The sequence below is a fragment of the Streptomyces sp. NPDC029041 genome (genome assembly GCF_040637515.1).
Classification (GTDB): domain Bacteria; phylum Actinomycetota; class Actinomycetes; order Streptomycetales; family Streptomycetaceae; genus Streptomyces.
In genome coordinates this window covers 509,393-526,290 of sequence record NZ_JBEZWO010000007.1, presented here as the reverse complement: position 1 = coordinate 526,290, position 16,898 = coordinate 509,393, and the positions used below count along the sequence as shown (strand labels likewise).

Here is a 16,898-nt window from a genome sequence, read left to right as displayed (position 1 = left end):
ACGGCTCGCACCGCTTCCCGGGAGGCAGGGGACGTCCAGGAAGTCCCCGGGGCCCTCCGCAGCGCCCGGCGGTCGGACCAGCGGTGGCAGGGATCCGGAGGCAGTGTCAGTCCGCTGACGTATCCTTCCGGCCACCCGCACCGACTGTGAGGACCGAGAGAATTGACCGGCTCGTCTGCCTTCCCTTTGCCGTTTCAGGCTGCCCGTTCCATATCGTTCACGCCACCGCGAACGCTGCGGGAGCTCCAGATGATGCAGTGCAGCGCGCACATCAGGGCGAAGGCGGGGTGGTTCGACAAGCGGAATGACGCGGGCATCGTCGCGAGGTGGACGCAAGAAGCGGTTTCCCATGGGCTCACCGAAGCCCAAGTTCGTTATGTGGTGGACGAACTCGCGCATTACGCCGCCCTGCGAGATGAGCGGACCGGCGTCGAGGTGTCCGCCGTCGACGGGGTGTGGCAGTCGGACACGCTGGTCGACGACATTCTCAGATCCCGGTTGCGCAAGGCGGTTGAGGTCCTGGAGCAGGTTCCGGAAGAAGAGCGGGACTGGCATCCCGGCTCGGACGGACAGGTATTGGATCTGGTTCATCCCTCACTTTTCTGCTTGGTGCGGGGGGTGAGCGGGGCGCCTGAGCGGGCTTGGCGGAACCCGACGAACCACTACTCGAAGTACGAGTTCTCGGAGAAGTTCCAGTGGCTTCCCACGGACGTCGATGTCAGTGACGAGGGCGATGTCGTCTTCCGGTCGTACGTCAACAATGTCCACCCCGAAGCCCACCAGGAACTGGCCTCCGTCCTGCCGGACGTGTTCGCGCGAATGCGCCCGCTGCTGGAGAACGTCCTCACCGATCTACGCCATCCGCGGCCCCTGCGGATCGAGGCCGATCCCTACGGCTGGTACGACTCGGAGCCCGAGTACCCGGACAGATCCTCCTACAGTGATGACGGGGCCTACGAAGAAGCCCGCCACGCATGGGCCGAGGCTCATGACGCATGGTGGGAAGACCGCCGCCCGGTCGTCCCGGACGCACCTGCCTTCACCCCGCCCGAGCGGCCCGATGAATCCGCCCGCGTCGACCTGCGCGGCCGCCGCCTCCAGGTCATCGTCAAGCTCGCCACGATTCACCTCACGCCCGGTAAGCCCGAGTACCCCGGCGGGTCCTGGCACGTAGAAGGGATGCTGAACGAGCGGATCGTCTCCACCGGCATCTACTACTGGGACAGTGAGAACATCACCGAAAGCCAGCTGGGCTTCCGGGCGGCGCTCGACGACCCGGATTACCAACAGAACGACGACAACGGCCTTCGCGAGGTCTACGGCCTGGAGGATGAGGACGCGCTGAACCAGATGCTGGGATCGGCTGCGACCCCGGCGGGCCGCTGCCTTGCGTTCCCGAACGTCCTGCAACACCGGGTCGGCTCATTCCGCCTCGTGGACCCCACGCGCCCTGGCTACCGCAAGATCCTCGCGTTCTTCCTGGTGGACCCGTCAGAGACCATCGTCTCGACATCCGATGTGCCACCGCAGCAACCCTGGTCCGACACCTCGACCATGACGCTTGAAGAAGCCAAGCGCTACCGCGAACAGCTCATGCAGGAACGCAAGTTCTTCGTCGACGAACACAACGAGCAGCTGTACGAACGAGAGTTTTCCCTTTGCGAGCACTGAGCCCCTTCTCCCGGCGGACCGGAGATGGGCGGCGAGGCCCAGGAAGGCAGGGAAACCATCTTGCTGCCGTTCCGGACGACGAGCCCATCCTCGTAGAGGAGGAGTTGGGGCGTGCCCGGCGAAGCCGGGCCTCGTCTTGCCGCTGTCGACCTGTGTTCAGGTCAAGTCCGGACAGGTCTGCGGCCGGGTTGAAGAAGTAGACGATCCCCTGCTTCGCCGAAGCCACGGGGGTCGCCAGGCCGGGCAGCGTGTCCGGACTCGGCCCGAAGACGGCGCAGTAACCGAGCGGGTAGAACCGGCGGTTCGGGACAATGTCGCTGGTCACTTGATGACCCCCTGTGCTCCGGACGGAGTTGGTGGCTGAGCTGGACAAGACCAGACCTCAACGGCTTCCAGGCACAGGAGGTACGGCTCTCCGTGCCGGTGCCCGCCCGGCCCTACTCGGCCGATGCGCCTCGACGGCGAGCCCGCGCCCGTTCGCCTGCTCTCCGCGCCCTGCCGATGAACCGGTCCCGCCCCCATGACAGCAGGAGAGTCAGAGGCGTGGCGAGCAGCCCGATCAGCAGGGCCGGGCCCCAGTCCATGCCGTCTCCTCGATAGCGCAGGAGCAGTACGAGAAAGGCGTAGGTCAGCACGACGAGCAGGACGGTCTTCAACGGTGTGGGCAGTGTCATGCACCGCCAAGTGCCCTGATCGCTCGGGCACATGGCGGAATCCCCCACCTCACTTCTTCCCGGACTGCACACCGGTGGTGAGGTGTGTCAGGCCGGGCGGATGGCGCCCCTGATCGCCGACTGGCCGGCGAAGAACACCGATTCCTCACGGATCAGCGCTCCTGGCCCCGGGGCGTGAATCATCATGCCGTCGCCGCTCCAGATGCCGACGTGGCTGAGGTCGTCATGGAAGAAGACCAGGTCCCCGACCTGGGCCTCGGCGAGCGAGACCTGCACCCCCGCTTCCCACTGGGCCTGGACGGTCCGAGGAAGCGTGACACCCGCCGACTTCCACGCCGCCTGGGTCAGACCCGGCGCGTCGTACGATCCCGGCCCGACCGCGCCCCAGACGCAGGGCCGACCGGTCTGCGCGCGGGCGAAGGCGATCACCCGCTCGATCCGGGTGTTGTGACCGTGTTCCGGAGACGACCAGGATCCACCGTAGGCGCCGGTTGTGTAGGGGGTGGTGGGCGTTTCCCGGGCCGTGGGGATGTCCGGGGCCGGTGCGGCGGCAGCAGACGTCGGCGGTGCGGGGGCGAGTGCGGTGACCGGTCCGGTGGGTACCGGTGCGGCAGGAGCCGCCAGGGTCGCTGCGAGGGTGTCCGGCAGCCCTGCGCCGTAGGTCGCGGTGGTCGCCTCGGCCAGGGGATCGGCGCGGCGGTACGCGGTGAGATCGGCTGCCGGAGCCGCGGCGTACGGTGTGGTCGCGACGGCCGCCGGACCGGCACCGTACGCCTCCGTCACACCTGCTGGAAGGTCCGCCTGAGCACCCGCGCCGAGGGCCGGTACGGCGGGCAGCGCCGCAGCGGGATCCGGAACGACGGGCAGCATTGTGGTGGCCGGCAGGCCGGGCGTCGGTGAGGGCTCGTACGGCTGCCACGCCGACATGCCTTCGTCGAGCACCGGCTGTGCACCGGTTCGCCAGACACCCTCGTCCTGCCGGGCGTTGCCTGCCGCAGCCGGTGCGGCACGCTGCTCGGGGAACTCCGGCAGGAAGCCAGTGGTCCGTGCCTCCGCCGATCCGCCGGGCAGCTCGAGAACGGCACGGGTGGGTGTCGGGGGCGCTTCGAGGGCGAGGGGTTCCGCGGGCCGTTCCGCCTGGCGCACGGGGCGTGCCGGTTGGGGCGCGCGGTCGGGCCGGGCCGACGCCTTCTGGCCCGTGTGCCAGGCCGGCACGGTCGGGCCCAACTTGGTGCGGGCGGCGTCGAACCACTTCCGGGCCAGGGTTCCGACCGCCGGCTCCGCGTCGTCACGGGACCGGCCCCGGGTGGCCGCGTCCCGCTGCCGCGGGATGGCGGCGGCACGGGTCGCGTTGAAGGTACCGGTGTCGCTCTCGGCCCGGTCGTAGAGCCTGTCGACCCACCGCCGCACCTCGTCAGGGCTCGGCCCTTCGGCCTCAGTCGCCAACGCGGGCACCAGCCAGCTGGGAGAGCCGGGCCCCGGCGGTGAGAGCCGCCGCGGCAGAGGAGTCGGCCCTGTCCGGGAAGTCGGTCACTCCGGGACGCGAGGTTCGTTCAAGTGCCATGAGAAGGGCACTCCTTCCGTTCCGAGCGCACGAAACCACCGACCGATCGGCGAGAGTTGTGCACACGGTGACCAACTTAGCTAACTTGTGCGCCTTCCGTGAAGATCGAAGAGTGAAATGCCTGATATGCCGTTGTGATCTTCGCCCCGTCTCTTCGCCCACCGCGTCGCACGCGGACTTCTCGGCGCGGTTTCCGGGGCGCACCGCGGAGGCGGGCGTCGAACGGCCCACGCACTGCGTGCGAAGCCGGCCCGGGAGTCAGAACAGCCGACCCTGCAGGCCTTGACGAAGAGAACGCGGGGCGGGCCGGCTTGTGGTTGCCGGCGCTGGTTCGTCACCGAAGAGAGGAGCCGTGCCGCACTCGTCCAACTCGGCCGGTATCCGTCCGTCGACCTCCGGGCGGGGCGGCGCTTCACGGTCGAAGTCGTCCGGAGTCATGCCCACCCAGTCGCGGCCGCCTTGCTCACCCACTCGTCGTCACCGCCTCTCCCGCGGGCTCCACTCCCGGACAACCTTCCAGGATGAAGTGTCTCCCACCCAAGATCAGTTCCACCATCGGGCGATTGCGAACACCGGCGCCCGTCCGGCACACCTTCGCCCTCGAACGAGCCGTCTCCGATTTTGCAGGGGAGAGCCCGTTGAAGCGCGACGTTCGCCTGAAAGGGTCATCTCTGAACCGAAGCCGTGGGCCGGGCGCATAGGCGACCTCCGAGCGGTCAGACATCCGCCATGACCGAACCCTCACCGGCCGGCTCACTTCCCGTTCCCGGGCACCCGCTTTCCACACCGGTCGCCTTCACCGCCGACTTCACCTCCACCACCCAGTGGGTCGCGGGGCGTTCCTGGGCCTATCCCGGTGGAGGCCCGGTCAACCCGCTCGACGACAAGCTCGACCATCTGGTGGCCGACGCCGCATACAGCCGCTCCGGCGTCTTCCGTGCCACACGACGACAGGACGGCCGGTGGGACACCGGACTGCTCACCACCGAGGGCAGCGAGGAGGGCTTCACCGTCCGTGCCGGGGACGTACTGGAAGCCCGGGTACGACTGCCCACGGAGATCGGGGCCTGGCCTGCGATCTGGACCTGGCGCGACGGCGACCAGGAGATCGACGTCTTCGAGTACCACCCGGACAACCCCGACCTGCTCGAATTCACCAACCACGTCCGCGGCAGCAACCGCTACCACCGTGACCAGGCGATCCGCCCGGGCGCATGGGTGAACCTGCGCACCGTCTTCGGCAGCCGCTCGGTGGACTGGTGGCTCAACGGCAGACCGGTCTTCACCGACGGGCGAGGCGTGGGCCGGAGCTGGCACGCCTACCTCATCGTCAACCTCTCGGTCTGCGCGGGGAGATACCACCCCGCACCGCAGCCGGGAACGACTGAGATGTCATACGAGGTGAGCCACCTGCTCGTACGGCGACCGACCACCAGCGACCAGCGACCGGACGCGTGAAGGCACATGAGGCGGCACACAGGAAGCAGGGACGGGCCCCGGGCGGTGACACGGTCCAGCCCGAGCGTCTGATCAGCCGGCCTCACACCACCACGTGGGAGGCACGCTGAGGCGCCAGATCTCACCCGATTGTCCCTGGGCGTCCTCTTCGTCCGCGCAGACGAAGATCCTCACTCCGGATTCGGGCACACGGTAGCGGTGGATGTCGCCGGCCGTGCCGTTCTCGTCCGTTTCGGCTTCCACCGAGCAGCCGCGCTCGGCGATGGCGGGGGCCAGGTCCTCGAAGCTCGGCGTGGCCGTGAAGGCGCCGTAGACGCTGCGCAGGGCCGCCGGTACCGACGACTCCGTGCCCTGCCGCAGACGGTGCACCTGCACGCTCACCCTGAAGCAGGGCCAGGCGCCGTCGTCCTCCTGGAACGACAGCTCCACGAGCCCGTAGTCCCGCCGCAGCAGCCCCCTGTCCTCGACGTCCAGAAAATCAGTGCCGAGCACGGCCTCCCACTCGGCGGGCCGCGCACCGATCCCCACCCAGCACATCGCCGCGCGTCGCCACGTGGGCGTAGAAGTCCAGATCGGGCATGTACGTCTTCTCCCTCGCCGCGGTCAGCACGTGCCGTTCGGCTGCGCACCTTACTTGGCGGGTGCTGCTTTCTTTCCCCCCTGCCTGCCTCGTGCTTGCCCCGACGGCTTGCCGGGGGTCTTCGCCCTGTCCTTGGCGACCGCGCGGGCCGTCGCGGGTTCGGGGGCGCCGGCGGTGGCGGCGCGGTCGGCACCCGGCTCTGGCTCGGCAGAGCGCGGATGAGCGGCGCGTACGGGAGCGGAATCGTTCTCCGGCGGCTGGGCGGAATCGGAAGGGCCGCGCGAGGGCCCGGTCACCGACGCGGCGGGCGTGTCGTCCTTGCGAGCGGCGGTGTCCCGCGGGGTGGCAGGAGCGACCGGGTCCGGGGCGGACGGGGCCGCTTCGTCTGCGGCGTCGTGCTGTGACAAGCCGTCCGTGACGACCAGACCAGTGGCGAGAAGGGCGGCCAGCGCAGCCGCCACCCCACGCGTCCGCAGGCGGCCGCGTACGGAGGCGGACCGGGACACCTCGGGGGGACGTCCTGTCGTGGTATTCGGCCTGCTGGGCGCCTGCGCAGCAGGTGACACGCTTCGGTGTGTACGGTCGGCGCGATCCGTGGCCGTGAGGGGTACGACGCTGTGTGCGGGCCGGGAAACGGGTACGGCAGGCACCTCTGCGCTCGTTCCGGAGAGACGGGTCAGGGTCTGTGCGCAGTCGTACGCCCCGGGACGGACATGTTCTTCCAGACCGGTCATGTCCCGAAGGAGGGTGGCGAAGTCCTCCGGCAGGAAGTCGGGCAGGACGGGCGGGCGGTGCAGGCGCGCTACGGCGGACTCCAGGGGGCCGCCGTCGTACTCGAGTCGGCCGGTGAGGCTCTCCAGGAGGACCAGGCCGAGTGCGTAGATGTCGGCGGGCCGGCCGACCGGCCGGCCCAGCACCTGCTCGGGGGAAAGATAGGCCGCCGTGCCGGTCAGGGTGTCGGTGGCGGTGCGGGTGGTCGCATCCACCATCCGGGAGATGCCGAAGTCCGTCAGGTGGGCGTGGCCGGAGGAGTCGAGGAGGATGTTGGACGGTTTGACGTCCCGATGGACGATGCCCTCCTCGTGGGCATGGGCCAGAGCCATGGCCAGGGACGCCCCGAGCGCGGCCGCCTCCGCGCACGGCAGGGGCCCCTCGGCGATGCGGGACTTCAGGGTGCGTCCGTCGATCAGCTGCATGACCAGGAAGGCATCGCCGTCATCGCGCCCGGCGTCAAAGGCGGTCACCAGTCCGGGGTGCTGCAGTCGGGCGAGGATCACGGCCTCGCTCCGGAAGGCCTCCTCCGTGTCGAAGCCGGTACCGGGGCGGAAGACCTTCACGGCGACCGGCCGGCGCAACCGGAGGTCGAACCCGCGGTACACGTCGGCCGCCCCACCCGAACCGATCAGCGCATCCAGACGGTAGCGGCCCGCCAGTATCCGGGCACAGCCTCGAAAGGCCCGGGCGCCCCGCACCTCGCGCAGTCCCACCTCGATCTCCCCACTCCGCGCACTCGATCGCTCACAGGCCCGCCGTCGACGTGCCGCCGCACGCAGGTACCCATCCATCCGCCGCTTGCACAAACAGCGGGAACGTTTCGCCTTTTCGTTCCGCGGGTGGGACGAGCGCTCAGGCGGGGCCGGGCCGCGGTCAGGACACGCCGGAATCCTCACGAACGGCGATGGGAGATGGCGGTGCGGTGCGCGCCCGGACGACGACTTCAGCCCAGCGGCTTGTCCAGGACCGCCTTGCGGTGGCTGAACGTCTCGATGGAGTACCGCCCGTGGTAGTTGCCCATGCCGCTCTCCCCCACCCCGCCGAACGGCAGGTCGGAGACCGTGAGATGGGCCAGTGGGAGGCCGTACCCGAGGCCGCCGGAGGAGGTCTCCGTGGCGATCCGGTCGCGCGTCTCGCCGGACTCGCTGAAGACGTACAGCGCGAGGGGCTTGTCGCGGTCGTTGATGAAGTCGATCGCCTCGTCGAGGCCGGACACGGTGACGATGGGCAGGATCGGCCCGAAGATCTCCTCCTGCATCACGGGGGACTTCGGGTCGACGTCCGCGAGCACCGTGGGCGCGATGTACTTGCCGGTGCGGTCGCCGGCGCCGCCTGTCACCACACGCCCTGAGTCGAGCAGAGCGGACAGCCGGTCGAAATGCCGTTCGTTGATGATCCGGCCGTATTCCGGCGAGGCGGCCGGGTCCGGCCCGTACAGGGCGTCGAGGGCGCGGACGAGGGCGGACTCCAGGGCGGCCGCGGTCTCCGGGGTGGCGAGGACGTAGTCGGGGGCAACACAGGTCTGCCCGGCGTTGATGAACTTGCCGCGGGCCAGCCGGCCGGCGACCACGTCGAGGTCGGTGTGGTCGTCGACGAACACCGGGGACTTGCCTCCGAGTTCCAGGGTGACCGGGGTGAGGTGTTCGGCGGCGGCGCGCATCACGATGCGGCCCACGGTGCCGTTGCCGGTGTAGAAGACGTGGTCGAACCGCTCCGCCAGCAGGGCCGTGGTCTCCGGGACACCGCCCTCCACGACGGCGACCGCGTCGGTGTCGAGGTAGGCAGGAAGGAGGTCGGCCAGCGCGGCGGAGGTGGCCGGGGCCAGCTCGCTCGGCTTGGCCACGACCGCGTTCCCGGAGGCGAGCGCGCCGACCACCGGGGCGAGCAGCAACTGGGCCGGGTAGTTCCACGGGGCGATGACGAGTACGACACCGAGGGGGTCGTACCGCGTCCAGGCGGTCGCGTCGGCGCCCAGGCGCGCGGGGACGGGGGCGGGCTCGGGGCGCAGCCACCCCTCGAGGTGCTCCAGGGTGTGGTCGATCTCCCGGATGGTGAAATCGATCTCGGTGCGGTAGGCCTCGGTACTGCTCTTGCCGAGGTCGGTGTGGAGGGCGGTGGCCAGGTCGGCGCCCCGCTCGGTGAGCATCGCCCGCATGCGGCGCAACTGGCCGGTGCGCCATTGCACGGGCTTGGTGCGTCCGGTGCGGAAGGTCGTGCGCAGCCGGGCCACGACGTCGGCGGGCTTCTCGGGTGTGTGGTGGCTCATGGCGCCTCTCCGGTGAGCGCCGGGTGGTCACCCGCCCGGCGCGGAAACTCGATCAGATGTATATGCCAACCTTTCTTGTGCCTCCGACGCATCCCGGCGACACGTTTCGTGATGAGGCTCACGAGACCGGGGAATGGTCACCGGCCCGCGGATCCTGAGAGACAGCAGGCAGATCAGGCATGGTCAGGCCGGGCGGCCGTCCGCACCGGCAGGGACAGGCCCTCGTCCTGGACTGTCCGCGACGTGGATCTCCCAGTCCAGGATCCGCACGGCTGCCCCTGCTGCCTCCAGGCCCCGGCATCGGGCGTGGTGCCGGTCAGCGATGCCGTCCAGGTCGAGATGGCGGCCGAAGGCGGGGTGGGCGGCGAGGCGGCGTGCGTAGCTCCACAGGTGCGGATGATCGGCGATGCGGTGGACCGCGGCGGCGTCGAGGTGCAGGCGGTGCACGGTGTCGAGCCGGACCAGGGCGACCCACAGCCGTACGTCGGCGGCGGTCATCTCGTCGCCGAGGACGAAATTCCGGTGGGCGAGACGCCACTCCAGTGAGCCCAGGACGCGGAGCAGGGAGCCGAGGGCGCGGTGGCGCGCCGTGTCGTCGGTGTCGGCCTTCCCGGCGACCTGAGCGGCGTCGTCGATGCGGTCCTCGCAGAGGCGTTCCACGGCCTCGATCTCTCCCTCCGCGCCCTGCGGGTAGAGGAGGGGCCGGTCCTGGGCGTCGCCGCCGAAGTGACGGGCCAGGTCCCGGAGGATGTGCGAGGAGTGCGTGGTGACGATCCGGCCCGTCCAGCTGTCGCTCAGCACCGGTGCCACGGCCGGTCCGGGGTGCCGGTGCGAGCTGGCCTCGTACAGGGCGTGCAACGCGGAGTGTCCGCCGTCGGGCCTGTCGGGGATCGCCGGGAGCAGGACGACGGGGAGTGTGTCCTCCAGACCGAGCAGGCTGTGGGTGATGGCGATCTGCAGGCAGTCCGGGCAGGACAACGAAAGGTGGAGGCGGTAGCGGCGCGGCACGGCGTGATAGCCGCTGTTCGCGTCGCAGCCGATCCTGCCGTGGAACGACCGCGAGGACGCGAGGGACGGCACGGTGGTCAGGGGTGTGGACGGCATGTGTCTCCCTGGGTTCCGGATTCCGGCTGCTGGCTCTGGGAGGTGCGGCGGGCGGCGCACGCAATGGGCACGCGGGGGATGGAACACACCCGCATGCGGCGGAGTGCGGTGTCTGAGGGCACCCCGGGTTCAGCGCCGAGGGCTCGCGGCGCTGCAGACACGCAGCAGATCGATGTGCCGGCGGGAGGTGAGGAGGAGGGAAGACCGGCCGACGCGCGGGGCGCAGTCGGCGGTCGGCTCCGGACGCTCCATCGTTTCCTACCCATGCACTAGGGAACCCCTCTCGTGGAGTGTCAGGGGGCTTTCCCGCCACGTCAAGAGGGCTGCCGTTGTCGCGTCCGGAGCCCGGGACGCCGGTGACTTCAGCGGTGCCCCTGACGCCGATGGTCGTTCGGCGTGCGAGCCCAGGACAAGCGGACACATAGCCGTTGCAGGCCGGGGCACCCGGTGGTGCCGTGCCGACGGCGGGTCGCGGTGCGTGGGCCGAGCCCAGGGAGGCCGGGGTGTTCGAGGGGTTCGAGACGGCGCAGATCGATGTGGGTGAGGCCCGCGTCTTCGTCCGCTTCGGCGGGGACGGTCCGCCGGTGGTGCTGCTGCACGGCCATCCCCGTACATCGGCGACGTGGCACCGGGTCGCTCCGCTGCTCGTGCGCGCCGGCCACACGGTGGTCTGCCCGGACCTGCGCGGATACGGGCGCTCCAGAGGGCCGGGTTTCACTGCGGATCATGCGGGTTATTCCAAGCGCGCGGTTGCCGGGGACGTGGTGGCCGTGATGCGCCACCTCGGACATCGCCGGTTCGCAGTGGTCGGGCACGACCGTGGAGGGAACGTGGCCCTGCGCCTCGCGCTCGACCATCCCCGGACCGTTTCCCAGGTGGTCTTCGCGGACTGTCTGCCGCTGACGGAGCATCTGTCGCGCATCACCGTGGAGTTCGCGACCCAGTGGTGGCACTGGTTCTTCTTCGCGCAGCCCGGCATCCCCGAGCGGGTCATCACCGCCGACCCGGACGGTTGGTACCGCGGCGACCCCGAGTCGATGGGACGCGAGAACCACGACGAGTGGCGGCAGGCCACACGCGATCCCGATGTGGTGCGGGCGATGCTCGAGGACTATCGCGCCGGCCTCACGATCGACCGGCGGCACGAGGAGGCCGACCTCGCCGCCGGTGCGCGCGTCATCTGCCCGACGCTGGTTCTGTGGTCGCTGCAGGACGACTTGGAGGATCTGTACGGAGATCCCCGCGCGATCTGGCGGCGGTGGGCCCACCATGTCCGCGGCCACGGCATCGACTCGGGGCATCACGTCGCAGAACAGGCCCCCGAGGCACTGGCCTCCGCACTCACCGACTTCCTTCGGCCCGGCTCAGACGTGGAGTAGGGCCGTCGGCGCGACAGCCACGCGGACCGCGCGATCCCGGCGTCGCGCAGGGTGCTCAGTCGAGGCAGAACTCGTTGCCCTCGATGTCCCGCATCAGAATGCACGACTCGTTCTCCTCATCGGCGACCATCGTCCGTACGTGCACCGCTCCGAGCGCGACCAGTCGTGCGCACTCGGCCTCCAGTGTGGCGAGGCGCTCTTCGCCGACGAGACCCGTGCCGACTCGCACGTCGAGGTGTACGCGGTTCTTGACGACCTTCCCCTCCGGGACCCGCTGGAAGAGCAGGCGCGGGCCCACGCCCGAGGGGTCGCTGCACGCGAAGTAGACGACCTGTTCCTCAGGCGGCAGCGAGCGGTGGTAGTCCTCCCATGTGGCGAACCCTTGCGGGACCGGTGGTACGACGTACCCCAGGACCTCGCACCAGAAGCCGGCGAGGCGCGCGGGCTGCGCGCAGTCGAATGTGACCTGGAACTGCCTGATCGATGCCATCGGCGCACCATAGCAAGGGACCCGGCCGCTCATCTCCCGCCGTGGGCACCGACGTTGAGCATGCCCTCCGGCTCGGGCTGTTCGACTTCGGATGCGCGCAACAGGGGCAGCGCCCGCGGGACTGCCCGGTTTGACGAAGCATTTCGGAAGCCGTGGACGGCCGGCGGGTCCGCCTCGGCGACGCCCTCGCGGAGCACCCCACACCTTTCTTGAGCGAGCGATCCAGATAGGTTACGGTGAAGTCATGGCAAGGATCCGGGAATTCGACACCGAGGCGGCGGTGAGCCGCGCCATGGACCTGTTCTGGACGCGCGGGTACGAGGCGACCTCGGTGCGCGATCTGACCCAGCACCTGGGGATCGGGCAGGGATCGTTGTACGCCGCGTTCGGCGACAAGGACGGTCTGTACCGGGCCGCCCTCGAGCACTACCGCACCACCCTCGCCGCAGCCGCCCTGCGCAGCCTGGAGGAAGGGGCGGACGCCCGCGCGGCGATCCGTACGCTGCTGACGGAGCGGATCCGCATCGCCGTCAGGAGCGGCGGCCAGGGCTGCCTGGCCGTCAACGCCGTCTGCGAGCGGCTGCCTCAGGACCCGGTGACCCGGCGGACCGTGCGTGACATGCAGGACGCCAGCCGGGAAGCGCTCACCGAGGTACTGCGGGCCGGGATGGACCGGGGAGAGATCGCGGCGCGGCACGACCCGCACACCCTCGCCGGGTTCCTGGTCACCTTCCTCAACGGTCTGCTGGTTTCCGCCAAGGTCACCCCCGACGCGCCCGCCCTCGAACCCCTCGTCGAGGTCGCGCTGACCGCTCTCGGCTGAGGGCCCCGCTGCCCCGGCCGGGCGTTTCCCATGCCCCTAATCTGTAACGTGCGATCAAGAAAACGTCACCTGTACCGCCTGCGACGACGACGGATCACCCACCAGTGGTGACGGTCCGAGCCGCCTGCCGACCTCTTCGACCACTGCACCCAAGACAGGAAGCACGACGTCATGATGTACGACCACACCGCAACTCCCCTGCGCACCGGCCGTGCGGCCGTCAACGGAACGAGCCTGCATTACCGGACGGCCGGGTCCGGCCCCGCACTGGTGCTGCTGCACGGTGTACCCAAGACCGGCTACCACTGGCGCCACCTCGTCCCGAAGCTGACGCCCCACCACACGGTCGTCGTGCCCGACCTGCGCGGTCTGGGCGACTCCGCCCGCCCCGCGGACGGCTACGATTCCGCGACGATGAGCGACGACATCGCCGAGTTGATGGCTCGACTCGGACACGAGACCTACGCCGTGATCGGTGAGGACTGGGGCGCGGTGATCGGCTATCAGCTCGCCGCCCGCCACCGCGACCACGTCACCACCCTGGTCTTCACCGAGGCCCTGTTCCCCGGCTTCGGCTTCGAGGACCACACGGCCCTCACGCCCGAGAACGTCTCCGGTGGCATGCACCTGTGGCACCTCGGCTTCTACTTCCAGCCCGACGTCCCCGAAATGCTGATCGCCGGGCACGAACGCGAACTGATCACCTACATGATCAAGAACGAGCGGAGCCACCCGGACACCGCCACCCCCGACGCCATCGAAGAGTACGTGCGCTGCTACTCCATGCCCGGCGGCATCCGCGCGATGCTCGCCGTCTACCGGGCGGTGCTCACCGACGCCGAACAGAACCGGCGGGCCGCCCGGCGGAAGCTGGACATCCCCGTCCTCGCGCTCGGCGGCTCCGCCTTCATCGGTGAACGCAACGAGTCCCAGGCACGGCTCGTGGCCCATGACGTCACCGGTCACGTCTTCGACGCGGGCCACGACCTCGCGGAGGAAGTACCCGACGAGATGGCCGACGTCGTCCTGCCCTTCCTGGCCGCACACCGGTAGCAGGCACCCGGCCGTCGGGTCCGGAGGCCCCGGCGGCCGGAACCGGACCGGCATGTTGCATTCGCCCCGACCGGGATGCCGGGGGTGTCGGCCGGAGACAGCGACCAGGACCCTCACGACAACGTGGCGCCCAAGCGCTCGACTGCCCGGCGGGACTGCCTCACTCGCCCGGCGTCTCGGCCCTCCGCACAGACAACCCACAGGCATCCCTCTCCATCCTAGGTGACGCGAGAGGCGCCCGGGACCGACGGGACGTCTGCGCACGGGGTTCTGAGGAGACATCGTTGATCCGTGCCCGGCGAATATGTGTGACGGCCGTGGCGGTGCTGGCGGCCTTGGCCGGCTCGCCCGGACCGGCACAGGCCGAACAACCCCACCCGTCAGAGCTGTTCGGCGCTACGGAGACCAACCCTCTTCCGCCGGGGTGGCGGATCGACGGAGGGGTCGGAGCGCGTGAGCTGGTCTGGCGCGCGCCGAAGGCCGTACCCATGGGGGATGCGCGGGTCGAGTTCCGTACCGAGGACCGGCTGCTCGGGGTGCCGAAGCCGGCGAGGGACGGGCGGACCTTCCGGCTCGCCCTCGGCGGGACGCGGCCCGAGCAGCTGACGGACCTGCAAGTGACGGCCGCGGGCCGTCGGCTGGACGCGCCGGCCGACGACACGCACGGGTCCGGCTCGCGCGTGGGACGAATGCCCGCGCAGGCACCGGCGAACGGCGTCGATCCGGGCAAGCCCGGCTCGTACCGCACGGTCAGCGGGGAGTACGACCTCGCCCCGGTGCACCTGCCCGGGTACGCCGCCCCGGTGGAGATGACCGCCAAGGTGGTGGCACCCGAGGGTGTCACCGGCAGCCGGCCGCTGGCGCTGTTCCTGCACGGCCGCCACAACACCTGCTACAGACCGGGCTCCGAGGACGACGTGACCGGCGAATGGCCCTGTGCGGACGGCTACAAGCCGATCCCGAGCCACCTGGGCTATCTCCGCGACCAGCGACTGCTGGCATCCCAGGGCTATGTGACGGTGTCGATCTCGGCGAACGGCATCAACGCCCAGGACGACACCGAGGACGCCGGCGCGCAGGCGCGTTCCTCGCTGGTGCGGCAGCACCTCGCCCGCTGGGCCGCCTGGACCGCCCGTCGCTCCTCCGCCCCGGCCGTCGTACGCAAGGCGCCGAAGGCAGACCTGTCCCGGGTCCTGCTCGTCGGCCATTCGCGCGGTGGCGAGGGCGTCAACCGGGCCGCCATGGACAGCCTCCACCGGCCGCCGGCCGCCGACGACGGCTATCAGGGCCCGGTCCGGTGGAAGGTGCGCGGCACCGTGCTCATCGCACCGACGATCTTCGGGCAGAATCCCCTCGCCGACGTGCCGTCCGTGACGCTGCTGCCGGGCTGCGACGGCGACGTGTCGGACCTGCAGGGTGAGGACTACGTCGACGGGACGCGCGGGATCGGCCGGGGTACGGCACTGCACAGTGCGGTCTACATGGTCGGCGCCAACCACAACTACTTCAACAGCGAGTGGACTCCGGGCGAGGCCGTCGCACCAGCCAGTGACGACTTCGGAACCGACCCGGACCAGCCGGATCCGGTGTGCACACCGGGTGCCGCGACCCGGCTGTCCGCCGCGCAGCAGCACAGGGCGGGCGCCACGTACATCGCCGCCGCGGCCCGGCTCTTCCTCGCCGGGGACGATCGGGTGCGTCCACTGCTCGACGGTTCCGGCAAGCGGGCCCCGTCCGCGGACCCGGCCCGGGTGCTGACCCACGCCGTCGGCGGTCGCCGCAACGGTGGTTTCCTTCCGGACGGCGGGGTCAAGGTGACCGGCGCCCGGCTCTGTTCGGCGATCGACCCCGACCCGGCCGTGGCCTGTCTCCACCCGGAGCCCCTCGGATCGTCACCGCACTTCGCGTCGTGGGAGACGAAACAGGAGACCGGCCGCAGTGCGGTGGATCTGAAGTGGTCCGCGCCGGGCAGGGCCGCGCGTATCACTGCGGCCAAGCCGCTCTCCTTGCGCGGGTCGCAGAAACTCGCGCTCCGGGTCTTCGTGCCGCCGAACACCACCGGCACGAAGTTCGACGTGTCCCTCACGGACTCCCGGAACCGCACGGCCACGCTTGGACGGGTCACGGTGGCCGGGCTGCCCGGCTCCGCCGCCGGCGCGTCCTACTGGGCACAGGAGCTGCGCGTCCCGCTGTCCGCCGGGACCCGGGCCGGGCTCGATCTCACACACGTCACGTCACTTTCCCTGACGCCCCGTTCACCGTCCGGGCGAGCCTGGCTCATGGACGCCTGGGGCTGGGCCCCCGGCACTCCGGCGGTCAAGGCGGCCGCACTGGCGCGTGTCGACGTGGGCCGCACGATCGTCAAGGAGGGTCACTCGGGCACCCGCACCTACCGGATCCCGGTCGAGATCTCCGGGCACGGCAGCGGGCAGGTCCGCGTGTACGTCCTGGACCCCGACAGCGACCGTGCCGCGCACCGTCTCGTGACGGTAGGGCCCGGCAGCGGCGCGGTCGACGTCCCGGTCGAGGTGAAGGGCGACACCGTCTACGGCGACGACGTGGCGCACGACATCGCCGTCAAGGCCGTCCAGGGCGCCGTCGTCGGCAAGCACCGGGGCGGGCTCACCGTCGAGAACGACGACCCCGAGCCGGAGATCACCCTGTCACCGGTCGCGGACCGGGTGACCGAGGGAGAGGCGCTGACCTGGCGGTTGTCCGTGGCCACGCCCGCAGCGGCGGACCTCTGGCACCCGGTGCGGGTGCTGCCGGCCGCCGACGGCACGGAACTCTCCACCAAGGACGTGGACCCGCAGTGGCTCAAGGACTCGTCCGGTGACGCGCCGGACCCGGAGCGGCCGCTGTCCGAAGCCCACCTGTGGGTGTGGCTGTCCATTCCGGCGGGGAACACCGGCGTGGACTTCGTCGTGCCGACCGTCCAGGACGCGGTGGCCGAACCGGCCGAGTCGATGCGCCTCGCACTGACCGACCGCCGCGCCGAGCCGCTGCCCGGCAGGCCGGTGCTGACGGGGACGGTGCTCGACAAGCCGTAAGCCCCCGGTGAC

Annotated in this window: 13 protein-coding genes; 6 read left to right on the top strand and 7 right to left on the bottom strand. The window is 70.4% G+C overall.

The window, feature by feature from the left end; translation table 11 throughout:
* The first annotated feature begins 162 nt into the window (after positions 1-162).
* Positions 163-1,671, top strand: a complete 1,509-nt coding sequence (locus AB0F04_RS21015) for a DUF4246 domain-containing protein (RefSeq protein WP_362043471.1) — start codon at positions 163-165, stop codon at positions 1,669-1,671.
* A 437-nt stretch (positions 1,672-2,108) separates the two neighbouring features.
* Here the strand turns inward: AB0F04_RS21015 and AB0F04_RS21010 are convergent, their stop codons facing one another.
* Both AB0F04_RS21010 and AB0F04_RS21005 read right to left on the bottom strand, forming a co-directional pair.
* Positions 2,109-2,345 carry a hypothetical protein gene (locus tag AB0F04_RS21010; RefSeq protein ID WP_362043470.1) on the bottom strand — a complete coding sequence of 79 codons (237 nt, stop codon included), beginning with the start codon at positions 2,343-2,345 and terminating at the stop codon, positions 2,109-2,111.
* Positions 2,346-2,432: 87 nt separating this feature from the next.
* A complete protein-coding gene (locus tag AB0F04_RS21005) occupies positions 2,433-3,791 on the bottom strand; it encodes an NlpC/P60 family protein (protein ID WP_362043469.1) in 1,359 nt (452 codons plus the stop codon).
* Between the two features lie 847 nt (positions 3,792-4,638).
* Here AB0F04_RS21005 and AB0F04_RS21000 point away from each other — a divergent pair.
* Positions 4,639-5,367 carry a beta-glucanase gene (locus tag AB0F04_RS21000; protein WP_362043468.1) on the top strand — a complete coding sequence of 243 codons (729 nt, stop codon included), beginning with the start codon at positions 4,639-4,641 and terminating at the stop codon, positions 5,365-5,367.
* Positions 5,368-5,439: 72 nt separating this feature from the next.
* On the opposite strand, the gene AB0F04_RS20995 is transcribed toward AB0F04_RS21000, so the two are convergent.
* The 4 genes from AB0F04_RS20995 to AB0F04_RS20980 form a co-directional block, all read right to left on the bottom strand.
* Positions 5,440-5,895, bottom strand: a complete 456-nt coding sequence (locus AB0F04_RS20995) for a hypothetical protein (RefSeq protein ID WP_362043467.1) — start codon at positions 5,893-5,895, stop codon at positions 5,440-5,442.
* Between the two features lie 102 nt (positions 5,896-5,997).
* A complete protein-coding gene (locus AB0F04_RS20990) occupies positions 5,998-7,434 on the bottom strand; it encodes a protein kinase (RefSeq protein ID WP_362043466.1) in 1,437 nt (478 codons plus the stop codon).
* Between the two features lie 230 nt (positions 7,435-7,664).
* The gene (locus AB0F04_RS20985; RefSeq protein WP_362043465.1) at positions 7,665-8,987 is read right to left on the bottom strand and encodes an aldehyde dehydrogenase family protein; all 1,323 of its coding nucleotides are present in this window, start codon (positions 8,985-8,987) and stop codon (positions 7,665-7,667) included.
* A gap of 183 nt (positions 8,988-9,170) precedes the next feature.
* Positions 9,171-10,091 carry a glutathione S-transferase C-terminal domain-containing protein gene (locus AB0F04_RS20980; protein WP_362043464.1) on the bottom strand — a complete coding sequence of 307 codons (921 nt, stop codon included), beginning with the start codon at positions 10,089-10,091 and terminating at the stop codon, positions 9,171-9,173.
* A gap of 503 nt (positions 10,092-10,594) precedes the next feature.
* On the opposite strand from AB0F04_RS20980, the gene AB0F04_RS20975 reads away from it, so the two are divergent.
* Positions 10,595-11,470, top strand: coding sequence for an alpha/beta hydrolase (locus AB0F04_RS20975; RefSeq protein ID WP_362043463.1), 876 nt, complete (start codon positions 10,595-10,597; stop codon positions 11,468-11,470).
* Between the two features lie 55 nt (positions 11,471-11,525).
* Here the strand turns inward: AB0F04_RS20975 and AB0F04_RS20970 are convergent, their stop codons facing one another.
* Positions 11,526-11,960 (bottom strand): VOC family protein, encoded by a 435-nt coding sequence (locus tag AB0F04_RS20970; RefSeq protein WP_362043462.1) that lies wholly within the window; start codon positions 11,958-11,960, stop codon positions 11,526-11,528.
* A 244-nt stretch (positions 11,961-12,204) separates the two neighbouring features.
* Here AB0F04_RS20970 and AB0F04_RS20965 point away from each other — a divergent pair, with 244 nt between their 5' ends.
* The 3 genes from AB0F04_RS20965 to AB0F04_RS20955 all read left to right on the top strand — a co-directional run bounded on the left by AB0F04_RS20965 (position 12,205) and on the right by AB0F04_RS20955 (position 16,886).
* Positions 12,205-12,783: a TetR/AcrR family transcriptional regulator gene (locus AB0F04_RS20965; protein WP_362043461.1), complete on the top strand. Its 579-nt coding sequence runs from the start codon at positions 12,205-12,207 to the stop codon at positions 12,781-12,783.
* Positions 12,784-12,954: 171 nt separating this feature from the next.
* On the top strand, positions 12,955-13,836 hold the full coding sequence (locus AB0F04_RS20960; RefSeq protein WP_362043460.1) for an alpha/beta hydrolase: 882 nt from the start codon (positions 12,955-12,957) through the stop codon (positions 13,834-13,836).
* 308 nt (positions 13,837-14,144) lie between these two features.
* Positions 14,145-16,886, top strand: a complete 2,742-nt coding sequence (locus AB0F04_RS20955; protein WP_362043459.1) for a hypothetical protein — start codon at positions 14,145-14,147, stop codon at positions 16,884-16,886.
* The last annotated feature ends 12 nt before the right edge of the window (positions 16,887-16,898 follow it).

Bases quoted from the DNA above. Each gene is read 5' to 3' on its own strand.
- AB0F04_RS21010 (WP_362043470.1), bottom strand. From the start codon at position 2,345: ATGACACTGCCCACACCGTTGAAGACCGTCCTGCTCGTCGTGCTGACC.
- AB0F04_RS21000 (WP_362043468.1), top strand. From the start codon at position 4,639: ATGACCGAACCCTCACCGGCCGGCTCACTTCCCGTTCCCGGGCACCCG.
- AB0F04_RS20985 (WP_362043465.1), bottom strand. From the start codon at position 8,987: ATGAGCCACCACACACCCGAGAAGCCCGCCGACGTCGTGGCCCGGCTG.
- AB0F04_RS20980 (WP_362043464.1), bottom strand. From the start codon at position 10,091: ATGCCGTCCACACCCCTGACCACCGTGCCGTCCCTCGCGTCCTCGCGG.
- AB0F04_RS20970 (WP_362043462.1), bottom strand. From the start codon at position 11,960: ATGGCATCGATCAGGCAGTTCCAGGTCACATTCGACTGCGCGCAGCCC.
- AB0F04_RS20965 (WP_362043461.1), top strand. From the start codon at position 12,205: ATGGCAAGGATCCGGGAATTCGACACCGAGGCGGCGGTGAGCCGCGCC.
- AB0F04_RS20960 (WP_362043460.1), top strand. From the start codon at position 12,955: ATGATGTACGACCACACCGCAACTCCCCTGCGCACCGGCCGTGCGGCC.